Source organism: Streptomyces sp. NBC_00414, assembly GCF_036038375.1.
GTDB lineage: Bacteria > Actinomycetota > Actinomycetes > Streptomycetales > Streptomycetaceae > Streptomyces.
Genome location: NZ_CP107935.1, coordinates 2018567 through 2031816, shown reverse-complemented (window position 1 = coordinate 2031816; position 13250 = coordinate 2018567). Strand labels below are relative to the sequence as shown.

At 71.2% G+C, this 13250-nt stretch carries 12 protein-coding genes; 2 read left to right on the top strand and 10 right to left on the bottom strand.

Going from position 1 to position 13250, the window contains the following annotated elements; translation table 11 throughout:
- Positions 1 to 119 precede the first annotated feature (119 nt).
- The 7 genes from pcaDC to OHS59_RS08780 all read right to left on the bottom strand — a co-directional run bounded on the left by pcaDC (position 120) and on the right by OHS59_RS08780 (position 6662).
- Positions 120 to 1277: a bifunctional 3-oxoadipate enol-lactonase/4-carboxymuconolactone decarboxylase PcaDC gene (gene pcaDC, locus OHS59_RS08810; protein ID WP_328492818.1), complete on the bottom strand. Its 1158-nt coding sequence runs from the start codon at positions 1275 to 1277 to the stop codon at positions 120 to 122.
- The gene (gene pcaB / locus OHS59_RS08805) at positions 1274 to 2560 is read right to left on the bottom strand and encodes a 3-carboxy-cis,cis-muconate cycloisomerase (protein ID WP_328499131.1); all 1287 of its coding nucleotides are present in this window, start codon (positions 2558 to 2560) and stop codon (positions 1274 to 1276) included. The genes pcaDC and pcaB overlap by 4 nt, the downstream gene beginning before the upstream one ends.
- Positions 2561 to 2655: 95 nt before the next feature.
- Complete coding sequence (gene pcaG / locus OHS59_RS08800; protein WP_328492817.1) at positions 2656 to 3228, bottom strand: protocatechuate 3,4-dioxygenase subunit alpha; 573 nt, start codon at positions 3226 to 3228, stop codon at positions 2656 to 2658.
- Positions 3229 to 3230: 2 nt separating this feature from the next.
- Positions 3231 to 4001, bottom strand: coding sequence for a protocatechuate 3,4-dioxygenase subunit beta (pcaH, locus tag OHS59_RS08795; protein ID WP_328492816.1), 771 nt, complete (start codon positions 3999 to 4001; stop codon positions 3231 to 3233).
- Positions 4002 to 4009: 8 nt separating this feature from the next.
- A complete protein-coding gene (locus OHS59_RS08790) occupies positions 4010 to 5212 on the bottom strand; it encodes a thiolase family protein (protein ID WP_328492815.1) in 1203 nt (400 codons plus the stop codon).
- Positions 5209 to 5880 (bottom strand): CoA transferase subunit B, encoded by a 672-nt coding sequence (locus OHS59_RS08785; protein WP_328492814.1) that lies wholly within the window; start codon positions 5878 to 5880, stop codon positions 5209 to 5211. The genes OHS59_RS08790 and OHS59_RS08785 overlap by 4 nt, the downstream gene beginning before the upstream one ends.
- The gene (locus OHS59_RS08780) at positions 5880 to 6662 is read right to left on the bottom strand and encodes a CoA transferase subunit A (RefSeq protein WP_328492813.1); all 783 of its coding nucleotides are present in this window, start codon (positions 6660 to 6662) and stop codon (positions 5880 to 5882) included. The genes OHS59_RS08785 and OHS59_RS08780 overlap by 1 nt, the downstream gene beginning before the upstream one ends.
- Before the next feature lie 207 nt (positions 6663 to 6869).
- Between OHS59_RS08780 and OHS59_RS08775 the strand changes: the two genes are divergently transcribed.
- Entirely contained in the window at positions 6870 to 7346 is a 477-nt protein-coding gene (locus tag OHS59_RS08775; RefSeq protein WP_328492812.1) for a MarR family winged helix-turn-helix transcriptional regulator, read from the top strand.
- Between the two features lie 187 nt (positions 7347 to 7533).
- Here the strand turns inward: OHS59_RS08775 and OHS59_RS08770 are convergent, their stop codons facing one another.
- Both OHS59_RS08770 and OHS59_RS08765 read right to left on the bottom strand, forming a co-directional pair.
- Positions 7534 to 8499, bottom strand: coding sequence for a DUF3048 domain-containing protein (locus OHS59_RS08770; protein ID WP_328492811.1), 966 nt, complete (start codon positions 8497 to 8499; stop codon positions 7534 to 7536).
- Between the two features lie 348 nt (positions 8500 to 8847).
- On the bottom strand, positions 8848 to 9918 hold the full coding sequence (locus tag OHS59_RS08765; RefSeq protein WP_328492810.1) for an ATP-dependent DNA ligase: 1071 nt from the start codon (positions 9916 to 9918) through the stop codon (positions 8848 to 8850).
- A 93-nt stretch (positions 9919 to 10011) separates the two neighbouring features.
- Between OHS59_RS08765 and ligD the strand changes: the two genes are divergently transcribed.
- Positions 10012 to 11025: a non-homologous end-joining DNA ligase gene (ligD, locus tag OHS59_RS08760; RefSeq protein ID WP_328492809.1), complete on the top strand. Its 1014-nt coding sequence runs from the start codon at positions 10012 to 10014 to the stop codon at positions 11023 to 11025.
- Positions 11026 to 11051: 26 nt separating this feature from the next.
- Here the strand turns inward: ligD and OHS59_RS08755 are convergent, their stop codons facing one another.
- On the bottom strand, positions 11052 to 13250 hold the full coding sequence (locus OHS59_RS08755) for an OmpL47-type beta-barrel domain-containing protein (protein WP_328499130.1): 2199 nt from the start codon (positions 13248 to 13250) through the stop codon (positions 11052 to 11054).

The window sequence follows — 13250 nt, the reverse complement described above, 5'->3', positions numbered from 1 at the left end:
CCCCGCATACCCGCAGTCGGCATGCGGGGTGCAGGTCGGGGCCGGACCGGTCCGGGTATCCACTGCGGGCGCGTAGGGGGGGGCGACCGCCCCCTATGGGGCCCGCCCGCACCGGCAGGTCACCCCGTCGGCCGTCCCTCCTCGGAGAGGACCCGCTGGGCCACAGCGAACGCCGAGTTCGCCGCCGGAACCCCGCAGTACACCGCCGTCTGCAACAGCACCGCGCCGATCTCATCCGCCGAGAGCCCGTTACGGCGAGCGGCGCGGACATGCATCGCCAGCTCGTCGTAGTGCCCGTGCGCCACGAGCGCGGTCATGGTGACCATGCTGCGCTCACGGCGCGAAAGCGTCTCGTCCGTCCAGATCTCGCCCCACGCGTACCGTGAGATGAAGTCCTGGAACCGCGCCGTGAACGCCGACTGCCGACCCTGCGCCCGATCCACGTGCTCGTCACCGAGCACCTGCCGCCGCACCTCCATCCCCCGCCCCGCGTCACCGCCGAAGTGCGCGCGCAGCGCGGTGAGTACGGCCTCCGGCCGCTCCGCGGGCGCGAGATGCGAGGCACCCGGGATCTCGACGAGCCCGGCGCCCGGCACCGCGTCCGCGATCTCCCGCAGATGCGCGGGCGGCGTCGCCGGATCCTCGCGCCCGGCGACGAGCAGCGTGGGCGCGCCGATGCGCGGCAGCAGCTCCCGGATGTCGAAGGCCGCCAGCGCGTCACAGCACGCGGCGTACGCGTCCGGGTCGGCTGTCCGATGGTCCTCGACCAGCTCGGGAACGCTGAACCCGGGCGTGAACCAACGCGAGTCGGCGCCCTTCGCCAACTCGGCCAGCCCCTCGGCCCGTACGAGCGAGGCCCGCTCCTCCCACGGCTTCGAGCCGTTGAAGTGTGCCGAGGAGCAGATCACGGCGAGCTTCTCCACCCGGTCCGGGTGGTGGACCGCGAGATGCAGTCCGACCGCGCCGCCGAGCGAGACACCGGCACAGGAGAACCGGTCGATGCCCAGCGAGTCGGCGAGCGCCAGCACCAGCGCCGCGAGGTCGCCGACGGTCGCACCCGGGCCGATCAGAGAGGCGGGGGAGTCGCCGTGACCCGGCAGGTCCCAGCGCACCACCCGGTGGGTGACGGAGAGTTCGGGCGCGACCTTGTCCCACAGGGCCGTCGACGTGCCGAGGGAGGGGCCGAGGAGCAGCGGGGGAGCGGAGGCGGGACCCTCGGCACGGTGATGCAACAACGTGCCGTCGGGCGAGGGGGATTGAGCGGTCCGGCTGGTCAACGTCGCTCCAGAGCACGGTCGGTGAGGGCTCCCGCGGAGCCGGTGTACTGGGTGGGGTCGGTGAGGGACACCAGATCGACGTCCTTCAGCCCGGGCTCCTCGGTGAGGAGTTCCACGAGGGGCCGGCTCTCCGAGGTGGCCCGCCGCGCGACCCCGGTGAGCAGCTCCTTGGCGCGGGCACGTCCGAGCACCGCCGCGAGTTCGGCCGACAGCCGCTCGGAGACGATCAGGCCGTGCGTGAGGTCCAGATGGGCGCGCATCGCGTCCGCGTGGACCTGCAGACCCTCGGTCAGCTCGGCCGCGTCCCGGGCCGCACCGCCCACCAGCCGGAGCAGATCACGCAGGGGCTCCCACTCGGCGTGCCAGGCTCCTGCGGGCCGTTCGTCCTCGGCTGCCAAGGACCCGTACAGCGTCGCCGCGAGCTGGGGCGCCCGGCGGGCCGCGGCCGAAATCAGCGTGGCCCGCACGGGGTTCGCCTTGTGCGGCATGGCGGAGGACCCGCCGCCCGTGCCCTCGCTCAGTTCGCGGATCTCCGTACGGGAGAGGGTGAGGACATCGACGGCCGTCTTGCCCAGCGCGCCCGCGGTGAAGGCGAGCGCGCCCGCCAGGTCGGCGACCGGTGTCCGCAGGGTGTGCCAGGGCAACACCGGCGTGGCGAGGCCCAGTTCGCGGGCGTACGCCTCGACGAGCGCGCCCGCGTCCGAGGCGCCGTACGCGACGAAGGCGGCCAAGGTGCCCGCCGCGCCGCCGAGTTGGACCGGCAGGCTGTCCCGTACGGCCCGGACGCGGTCCCTGCCGTCCAGTACCAGGGACCGCCAGCCCGCCGCCTTCAGACCGAAGGTGGTGGGGACGGCGTGCTGGGTGAGCGTCCGCCCCGGCATGACCGTGTCCCGGTGTTCGCGCGCGAGGCGGGCCAGCGCGCGCTCCGTACGGGCGAGGTCGGCCAGGACGAGGTCCAGCGTCCGTACCGCGACCAGCATGGTGGCCGTGTCCATGATGTCCTGGCTGGTCGCGCCGCGATGGACGTACGGGGAGTGCCCGGCGCCGACCGCCGCGCCCAGGTCGGCCACGAGGGGGATCACCGGGTTGCCGCCGGCCCGTGCGCGCAGCGCGAGCGCGTGGACGTCGAAACGCGCCGCCCCGGCGGCGGTGGTCACCGCGGCGGCGGCCTCGTCCGGGGCGAGCCCCAGCGAGGCCTGCGCACGGGTGAGCGCCGCCTCCGCGTCGAGCAGCGCCCGCAGGAAGGCGGGGTCGCCGGTCGCGGCCTCGGCGGCCGACCCCACCCGCCCCGGCGCGAGAAGCCCGACGTCGGACCCGACGGACCCATCAGGCCCGTCAGGTCTGCCGGGACCGGCGGAACCGGTCGGTTCGACTGCTGTCACTGGAACTCCAGGAAGACCGTTTCGCCTTCGCCCTGAAGACGGATGTCGAAACGGTACGTCCGGTTGATCCCGTTCGTCCCCTGGGTGGCGATCAGCGTGGCGCGCCGCTCGGCCGGCAGCGAGTCGAGCAGCGGGTCAGGCCCGTCGGCGAGGTAGGCGCGGGTGAAGAGGTGGTGCGTCAGCCCGCGGGCGAACACGCACACACTGATGTACGGCAGCCCGGAGTTGCCCGGCACCAGCGTGTGGAGCGCGTAGCGCCCGTCGGAGTCGGTGGGGACCCGCCCGTACCCCGTGAAGTCGACGCCGTTGCGGCCCACGAAGCCGCCGGTCGACGGATCGCGCCGCATCGAACCGGGGGCCCCCGTCAGCGAGCCGTCGGGGGCGGCCTGCCAGAAGTCGAGCAGGGCGTCGGGGACCGGCGTGCCCGCGCCGTCGAACACGTACCCGTGCAGGCTGATCGCGTCCGGGTGGCCCTGGGGGGCTATTCGGTCGCCGTCGGGAAAGGGGAGGGCGTGCCCGTAGAACGGGCCGATGGTGTGGGACGGGGTGGGGAGCAGTCGCTCGGCCATGGTCACCGGCCTTCCTCGATCCAGGTGGCGGAGGGACCGTCGAGGACGATGTCCCAGGCGTAACCCATCGAGAACTCGGGCCGCGACAGGTCGTGGTCGTACGCGGCGACCAGCCGGTTGCGGGCCGCCTCGTCCGTCACGGACCGCAGGATCGGGTCGTACCGGAACAGCGGATCGCTGGGGAAGTACATCTGCGTCACGAGCCGCTGGGTGAACGCCGAGCCGAAGACGGAGAAGTGGATGTGCGCGGGGCGCCACGCGTTGGTGTGGTTGCCCCACGGGTACGGACCGGGCTTGATCGTCGTGAACGAGTACCGGCCCTGATCGTCCGTCAGAGTCCGTCCCACGCCGGTGAAGTTGGGGTCGAGCGGCGCCGGGTGCTGCTCGCGCAGATGGGCGTACCGGCCGGCGGCGTTGGCCTGCCAGATCTCGACGAGCTGGCCGCGCACGGGGCGGCCGTCGCGGTCGAGCAGCCGGCCCGAGACGGTCATCCGCTCGCCGATCGGCTCGCCCCGGTGATGGATGGTCAGGTCGCTGTCGTGGTCGGTGATGTCGGTGACGCCGAACACGGGACCCGACAGCTCGACGGTCTCCGGATCGCCGCCGCTCACGGCGACCAGCGGCCGTTTCGGATGCCGCAACAGCGAACTGCGGTACGGGGCGTAGTCGCGTCGCGGGTGGTCGAGGACCGGGGCGCCACCGGCGACCGCCTTGTCGTACGCGTCCTGCTGGTCCTTGATCTCCGTGTCGATGTCCGACTGGGTGAGAGCCATGAGAGTTCCTAACGCTCCAGTACGAGGGCGAGGCCCTGGCCGACGCCGATGCAGAGGGTGGCGACGCCGACTCCCGATCCCTTGCGGGCCAGTTGGTGGGCTACGGTCCCGGCGAGGCGGGCTCCGGAGGCGCCGAGGGGGTGGCCGAGGGCGATGGCCCCGCCCTGCGGGTTGAGGACGGCCGGGTCGAACTCGGGCCACTCGGCGACGCAGCCGAGGACCTGGGCGGCGAATGCCTCGTTCAGTTCGAGAGTCGACAGGTCGTCAAAGGTCTTGCCCGCCTTGGCGAGTGCTCGGTTGACGGCCTCGACGGGGGCGAGCCCGAAGTAGTCGGGGTCGAGCGCGGAGACGCCGGACGCGGAGACCCGTGCGAGGGGTTCGCGACCGGTGGCCGCCAGGCCCTCCTCGTCCACGAGGAGCAGGGCCGCGGCGCCGTCGTTGAGCGGGGAGGCGTTGCCCGCGGTGACCGTACCGCCCTCGGTGCGGAACGACGGCTTGAGCCGGGCCATCGCGGGGAGGGAGGCGTCGGCGCGTACGCATTCGTCGGCACCGAAGGGCACCGGGTCGCCCTTGCGCTGCGGGATGGAGACGGCGGCGATCTCGCCGTCGAAGAGGCCCGCGGCCTGGGCGGCGGCTGCCTTGCGGTGGCTGGCCAGGGCGAACTCGTCCTGCTGCTCACGGCTGATCTTGTGCTTGTCGGCGATGAGTTCGGCGGACTCGCCGAGCGGGATGGTCCACTGCGGGTCCATCTTCGGGTTGACCATGCGCCAGCCGAGGGTGGTGGAGTACAGCTCGGTGTGCCCGGCGGGGAAGGGCCGGTCGCTCTTCGGCAGGACGTAGGGGGCGCGGGTCATCGATTCGACACCGCCGGCGAGGGCGACGGAGGCGTCGCCGAGCGCGATGGCGCGGGCGGCCTGGATGACGGCCTCAAGGCCGGAGGCGCACAGCCGGTTGACGCTCACGCCCGGTACGGAGGTGGGCAGACCGGCGAGCAGGCCCGCCATGCGGGCGACGTTGCGGTTCTCCTCACCGGCGCCGTTCGCGTTGCCGAAGTACACGTCGTCGATCCGGGCCGGGTCCAACTCCGGCGTACGGGCCAGGAGTTCGCGCAGGGCGTGGGCGGCCAGGTCGTCCGGGCGGACGGCGGCGAGGCTTCCGTTGTACTTGCCGAACGGGGTACGGACGGCGTCGACGATGTAGACGTCCTTCACGGCTGTTTCTCCTCGGTGAGCTCCTCGACGAGCTCTTCGGCGATACGGACCTTGGCGGCAGTCTTCGCCACGACTTCATCGACCGTGACACCGGGCGCCGTTTCGACAAGTACCAAAGCCTCGTCGGTGACGTCCAGGACACCGAGGTCGGTGATGATCCGGTTGACACAGGCTTTGCCGGTGAGCGGCAGCGTGCACGCGTCGAGGACCTTCGGTGACCCGTCCTTGGCGGTGTGGGTCATCACGACGATCACGGTACGGGCGCCGTGCACCAGGTCCATGGCCCCGCCGATGCCGGTGATCATCTTGCCGGGCACGGCCCAGTTCGCCAGGTCGCCGCCCGCGGAGACCTGCATCGCGCCGAGGACGGCGACGTCTATGTGCCCGCCGCGGATCATCCCGAACGACAGCGAGGAGTCGAAGTAGGAGGCACCGGGCAGGACCGTGACGGTCTCCTTGCCCGCGTTGATCAGGTCCGGGTCGACCTGCTCCTCGGTCGGGTACGGGCCGGTGCCCAGGATGCCGTTCTCCGACTCCAGGATCACCTCCACGTCCCGGGGGAGGTAGTTGGGGATCAGCGTCGGCAGCCCGATGCCCAGGTTCACGTACTGACCGTCGGCCAGTTCGCGCGCGGCGCGGGCGGCCATCTCTTCCCTGCTCCAGGCCATTACCGGCCCACCGTCCCCTCTGCCGCGGGCGCCGAGACGGTCCGCTTCTCGATCAGTTTGGCGCCCGCCTGCTCCGGGGTGAGCGCGACGACCCGCTGCACGAAGATGCCCGGCAGGTGCACCGCGTCCGGATCGATCTCGCCGGGTTCCACGAGCTCCTCCACCTCCGCGATGGTCACCCGTCCGGCCATCGCCGCGAGGGGGTTGAAGTTGCGGGAGGACTTGTTGAAGACGAGGTTCCCGTGCCGGTCGCCCCTGGCGGCCCGCACCAGGGCGAAGTCGGTGCGGATACCGCGCTCCAGCACGTACGGGGTGCCGTCGAAGTCCCGTACCTCCTTGGGCGGCGAGGCCAGCGCGACGCCGCCGTTGCCGTCGTAGCGCCAGGGCAGTCCGCCGTCGGCGACCTGTGTGCCCACACCGGCCGGCGTGTAGAAGGCGGGGATGCCTGCGCCACCCGCCCGCAGCCGCTCGGCCAGGGTGCCCTGCGGGATCATCTCGACCTCCAGCTCCCCGCCCAGGTACTGCCGGGCGAACTCCTTGTTCGCCCCGATGTACGAGCCGGTGACCCGGGCGATACGGCCCGCCGCCAGCAGGACCGCCAGGCCGGACTCCATGGCCCCGCAGTTGTTGGACACCACGCCCAGGCCGGTGACCCCGCGCTCGTGGAGCGCCTCGATCGTCACGTTCGGCACACCGCTGAGACCGAAACCGCCGACGGCGAGTGTCGCGCCGTCGGGTACGTCGGCCACAGCCTCGGCGGCTGTGGAGACCACCTTGTCCATCTGCGAAGCCCCATCTCTCCCGAGCGTCCTGCGGCCCCGATTAATCAGGGCACTGACTATTTCTACGAGGTTTCGAACACGCTGCCATTCCGGCCGTGAACCGTCAAGACCCTCGTTGACATCGCAGGTCAGAGAATCATCGCTGATTCGGGACGGGGAGCGTCGCTGGCCGCTATCGTTCAGTGCACCAACGATTGAGGAGCGCTTATGGCCGCGGTGGACCTCTCCACCCACCCCGGGCACCTGGCCCGGCGGCTGCAGCAGGCGCACTACCTGCTGTGGAACACGATGGTCTCCGAGGAGATCACCTCGCCCCAGTTCGCGGTCCTGAACGCGCTCGTCGCCGAGCCCGGCCTCGACCAGCGCACCGTAGGGGAGCGGGTGGGGCTCGACCGGTCCACCATCGCGGAGGTCATCAGCCGGCTGGGGCGGCGCGGACTCCTGGACAAGGTCCGCGACCCCCAGGACGGCCGCCGTTCCCTGCTGCGCCTCACGGACGAGGGGCTGCGCGTCCATCGCAAGCTGACCGTGCGGACGGCTCGGATGAACCAGGTCTTCCTCGCCCCGCTCTCCGGGGAGGAGCAGGCACTCTTCTTCGATCTGATCCAGCGCGTATCGGACGCGGCGGAGGGTCTGCGCAATCCGGGTGCCGCGGGGGAGCCGGTTGTCAGCCGGGCGCCCTGACGGGGCGAGGGCGCGGTGGGGTCCGTTGTCGTCTGCAGGTCCGGTGGGGGCCGGCCGCGCCGCCGAAGGGCGCCCTTTCAGGGGCGCGGGGAACGGCGCAATCTCTTGGGGGCGCGGGGAACTGCGCGACCGGCCACGACGCACCCGCGGACGAAGGCGATACGCCGGCCGGCTGCGGAGCAGTGGGTCACGCCTTCGCGAACACCACCCACACCTGACCCTCGGCGAAGTTCATCGGCGTGCCGTCCGCCGCCGTGAACTCCGTGCCTCCCTTGGCGAGGGGCCGCTTCCAGGTCGCGTCGAAGGCCTTGCCGTCACGCAGCACCTTCGCCGTGCCCGAGCCGACCGTCTCCGTGTAGGGCGTGTAGTTGCCGAGATAGTCGTGGTACCGCGACGTGCGGATGTTCACGTACTGCACGACGACCGTGGAGGCGGCCACCCGCTTCCCGCCGGTCGTCACCGTCGGCGTGCCGTCCATCGACACCAGCCAGCGCTGCCGGTCCCCGGACCAGTCGAAGGTGAAGCGGGCCTCCGGGAAGCGGACCGTGCGCGTGCTCTCGGCGGTGCCTCCCGCGGGCGCGGTGCCGTACCGGAAGCCCGTCGTCAGCGCGTCGGCCCCCGGTGCGGACGCCAGCAGCCGGTTGGGGCGCACATAGAGGTTGTGCGGCTGGGGCTTGTCGGTGCCCCGGTAGTACGCGTTCGCCCGCTCCTCCGGCAGGGCGGTCCGCAGCGGCGCCTCGTCGATCAGCGGCAGCAGCTTCTTCTGTGCCCCCGAGAAGGCGAGCGTCGGCTCGTGGAACTGGCGCAGCAGCTCCAGGTCCGACTCGCGCGCACTGCGTACGGGGCCGACGGCGTCCGGCAACCGCGTCGCGAACACCGCCATCAGCCGGCTGAGCCCGCCCTCGACCTGCTCGGCGTACACGACGTCCGCGGCGTCCAGGCCCGTCTGCGGCCGGGCGCCCGGCACGTTGTCGATCTTCACCGCGAGCGGGGAGGCGGCGCGGGGCGCCGGGCTCGCCGGGGCGCTGGTGTCCCCGGTGCTGTCGGCGCGGGGCGGCATGTTCCCGCGTTGTTTGTCGTCGAGGGGATCACCGTTCGTGCAGGCTGTCGCCGCGGCGCCCACCAGCAGGGTGGCCAGCAGCGTCGTCGTCATGGCTGAGCGTCTCGAACGCCCCGTCCGTCTCATGCGCACCGTGCCCACCATGCCCCGTTTCATCGTTTTTCAGGTTATAGGTTCAATAGGTACGTACCCAATGAGCCAGGATCGAAGGCGTGCGCTGGTCCGAGCGGGTCATGGGCGCGGGCGTGAGCCCGAGGCGGTCCGGCCGGCGGTGTCACGGAGCGACGCTTCCGGCCCACGCGGGTTCCGTACCCAACCGGCCCGCTCGGTAAGGGCGTTGGGGGGAGTTCGGATCGAGGCCGCCGGGGCGCCGAGGCCGGGGCGGAGCCGGAAAGCCGACTTGGACGTGTTCGCCCGGAAGGCGCAAGTCGGCGGGGCCGTTCAGCCCTGCGGTCCCAGGATGTCGGCCAGGTCGTAGCCGACCGGCTCCTCCAGCTGGGCGTAGGTGCAGCTCTCCGGCGTGCGGTCGGGGCGCCAGCGGCGGAAACGCGCCATGTGCCGGAAGCGCTCACCGTTCTCCATGTGCTCGTACGCCACCTCGCACACCAGCTCCGGCCGCAGCGGCACCCAGGAGAGGTCCTTCTTGCCCGTCCACCGGCTGGGCGCGCCCGGCAGTCGCGCCGACTCGTGCGCCGACTCCTCGGCCCACGCCGCCCACGGGTGCCCGGCGGCCGACTCCATCAGCAGCGGGGCCAGCTCCGCGATCAGCTCCTCGCGCCGCTTCATCGTGAAGGCCGCGCACACCCCCACGTGCTGCAAGGTGCCCTCGGTGTCATGCAGGCCGAGGAGCAGCGAACCGACGACGGGCCCGCTCTTGTGGAGCCGGTAGCCCGCGACCACCACGTCCGCCGTGCGCTCGTGCTTGATCTTGAACATCAGCCGCTCGTCCTGCCCGTAGCGCAGCGTGAGCGGCTTGGCGACCACTCCGTCCAGTCCGGCGCCCTCGTACTGCTCGAACCACCGTCGCGCCACCTCGATGTCTGTCGTCGCCGGCGCCACGTGCACATGAGCCGTGCTGTCGGACAGTGCCGTCTCCAGCAGGGCCCGCCGGTCGGACAGGGGGACGTCCAGCAACGACTCGTCGGCCAGCGCGAGCAGGTCGAACGCCACGAACGACGCGGGATTGCGCTCCGAGAGCGTCTTCACCCGGGAGGCCGCCGGATGGATGCGCTCGGAGAGGGCGTCGAAGTCGAGCCGTCCGCCCCGCGCGATCACGATTTCACCGTCCACCACGCAGCGCTCCGGCAACCGCTCCCGCAGTGCCTCGACGAGCTCGGGGAAGTACCTGACCAGCGACTTCGTGTTACGGCTCCCGATCTCGACCTCGTCCCCGTCGCGGAAGACGATCGCCCGGAACCCGTCCCACTTCGCCTCGTAGTGCATGCCCGGTGGAATCCGCGCCGCGGACTTGGCGAGCATGGGCTTCACGGGCGGCATCACCGGCAGATCCATGCTCCGATTCTGCGCGGACCGGCGAAGATTCGCCCGATGTGCACCTTGGATCCTGATGTGCGAGGTATACGCGGTGCGCCTACCGTGGCTCGCATGGCAGACGCGGTGGAGCTGGAGGCGGCGGGCAGGACGGTACGGCTGTCCAGCCCGGACAAGGTCTTCTTCCCGGAGCGCGGCTTCACGAAGCTGGACCTCGCGCGGTACTACCTCGCGGTCGGCCCCGGAATCCTGCGCGCGCTGCGGAACCGGCCCACGACCCTGGAGCGCTACCCGGACGGGGTCGGCGGCGAGTCCTTCTTCCAGAAACGGGCGCCGAAGAACATGCCCGACTGGATCCCCACCGCGCACATCGCCTTCCCGAGCGGCCGCAGCGCCGACGAGATGTGCCCCACCGAGGTCGCCGCCGTCCTGTGGGCCGCCCAGTTCGGCACGCTGACCTTCCACCCCTGGCCCGTGCGCCGCGACGACGTCGACCGGCCCGACGAACTGCGCATCGACCTCGACCCGCAACCGGGCACCGACTACGCCGACGCGGTGCGCGCCGCCCATGAGCTGCGCGAGGTGCTCCACGCGTACGGGGATCTGCGCGGCTTTCCCAAGACGTCCGGCGGCCGGGGCCTGCACGTCTTCGTGCCGATCGCGCCGCGCTGGACGTTCACCCAGGTCCGCCGGGCCGCGATCGCCGTCGGACGGGAGCTGGAGCGCAGGATGCCGGATCAGGTGACCACGGCCTGGTGGAAGGAGGAACGGGGCGAGAAGATCTTCGTCGACTACAACCAGACCGCTCGCGACCGCACCATCGCCTCCGCCTATTCGGTACGCCCCCGCCCGCACGCGCCGGTGTCGGCGCCCCTCACCTGGGAGGAGGTCGGCGAGGCCGTACCCCGGGACTTCGACCTGGTCACCATGCCCGCGCGCTTCGCCGAACTCGGCGACGTGCACGCGGACATGGACGACCACGCCTACTCCCTCGAAGCCCTGCTCGAGCTCGCCGACCGTGACGAACACGATCACGGGATGGGCGACCTGCCGTACCCGCCCGAGTACCCGAAGATGCCGGGCGAGCCGAAGCGGGTACAGCCGAGCAGGGCCAAGAAGGAGAGCTGAGCCGTGACGGGGCGACTAGCCCGGTATCACAGCTCCTTGATCCGGACGTCCCGGTACGACACCACGTCCGTCGTGCCGTGCACCTGGAGCCCGATGTAGCCGGAGGAGAACCGCCGCCCGTCCGTGCCCGGGTCGTCCGAGCGCGGCGGGGTGAAGTCCTGACCACTGATGTTGTCGAACTCGTTGATCAGCACGCCGTTGCGGTAGATCGAGTAGTGCTGGTCCACCACGCGGATCTCGTAGTCGTTCCAGGTGCCCTTCTGGGTGACACCGGCACCGGCCAGGCCCACCCGGTCGAAGCCGTAGACCGAACCGGTCTTGTACATGTCGCCGGTGGGGCTGTCGAACTCCTGGATCTCGTGCCCGTACTTGATGGCGACCCACTCCGGCCGGGACTCCTCCGGGTGGTTGTGGACCTGCGGGAACCGCACGAACACACCGGAGTTGGCGTTGCCCGTGCCCGGCGCGTCGTCACGCCACTGGAGCTTCAGCGAGAAGTCCCCGTACTTGCGCTCGGGGAACCACAGCATGCCGAGTCCGTCCCTCGACGTGCCCGACGTGATGGAGCCGTCGCCGTTCAGGCCGAACGAACCGCCGCCCACGTGCTGCCACTTGCCGAAGGTGTCCTGCGTACCGTCCATGATCGTCCGGTAGCCCTCGGTCTGCCCGGGATCACCGATGCCCGACTCGTCGGCCGCCTCGCTGATCAGGTCGTACTCGCGCTGGACGATGACGCCGTCCTTGAGGAGGGTCTTGAGGACCGTCGTCACGTGCTTGAGGAACAGCGCGTGGGACGTCCACTCCTTCTCGTCCTCGATCAACTCGTTGATGCGGCACCGGCTGTTGGTGATCCGGTTCGGCACACCCGAGTCGACCGTGCCGACGATGACCGTCAACCGCTCGTCGTACTCGGCACAGTTGGGCGCGGGAACGCCACCACCCGGGGCGATCGTGAAGCTCACCGTCCGGGCGGCCGAGGTGTTGCCCGCCTTGTCGCTCGCCCGGTACGCCACCGTGTGCGCGCCCACGCGGTCGACCACCACGGGAGCGGTGTACGCGAGGTAGGGGCCGCTGTCGAGCGAGTACTCGATCCTGTCCACCCCCGAGCCGCCGTGCGCGTCGGTCGCGGTGACCGTCACCTTGGCGGTGTTGATGTACGCGCCGGCCGAGTTCTTCGTGCCCTCGACGCTCACACCGGTCACCGGGGGAGTGGTGTCCTCCACCGGCGGCGCGACGACGGTGAACGACACGGACTTCTCGGCGGCCACGTTGCCCGCCTTGTCGGTCGCGCGGAACCGCACCTTGTGCGCGCCCACCTCGTGGACCATCACCGGAGCGGTGTACGCCTGCCAGGCGCCGGAGTCACCGAGCGCGTACTCGATGGTGTTGACGCCGGAACCGGTGTCGGAGGCCGTCACCGTGACGGTCGCCATGGAGACGTACTCACCCTGCGCGTTCTTCTCACCGGTCACCGTCGCCGAGGTGTCCGGCGTGGTCGTGTCGTCCGTCGGCGGGGCCACCACCGTGAACTCCTCGGCCTTCTCCGCGGCCGTGTTGCCTGCCTTGTCGATCGCCCGGTAGCGGACCTTCTGGGCGCCGACCTGGTCGATCACCACGGGCGTGGTGTACGGCTGCCAGGCGCCCGCGTCACCGATCGCGTACTCGATGCGCTCCACGCCCGAGCCGCCGGTGTCCGTCGCACTGAGCGCCACGGTCGCCGAACCGACGTACGCGCCGTCCGCGTTCTTCGTGCCGGTGACCTCGGCCGCGGTCTCCGGCGCCGTGGTGTCCTCGCCGGTGCCCTCGGTGACCACGAGGATGCCCTGCATCTGGCCGTGGCCGGGGATGGTGCAGAAGTACCGGTACCGGCCCGGCGTGAGGGTCACCTCGGCCGTGTGCCGGCCGCCCTGGTCGTCGTTCGGGTTGGCCAGGATGTTCAGCGGTACGTCGTTCTGGTACTCCGGGTCGGACACGTCGAACGTCAACGTGTGCGGCATGCCCATGGTGTTGCCGGTCGCCTCGCTGTTCTCGAAGACGATCGTCGTCGGGCCCGCGACCGCCGTGGCGGGCGCGGACGCGTACTTGGTGATGTCGTCACCGGCCGTCCAGGTGAGCGTCTGCGCCGCGGCGGCCGCCTTGGACGGGGTGTTGTCGGTCTGGCCGGACGCCGAGGTGGAGGCGAGCCCCAGCACCATGAGCAGCGACGCGAGCAGCGCCGTCCACAG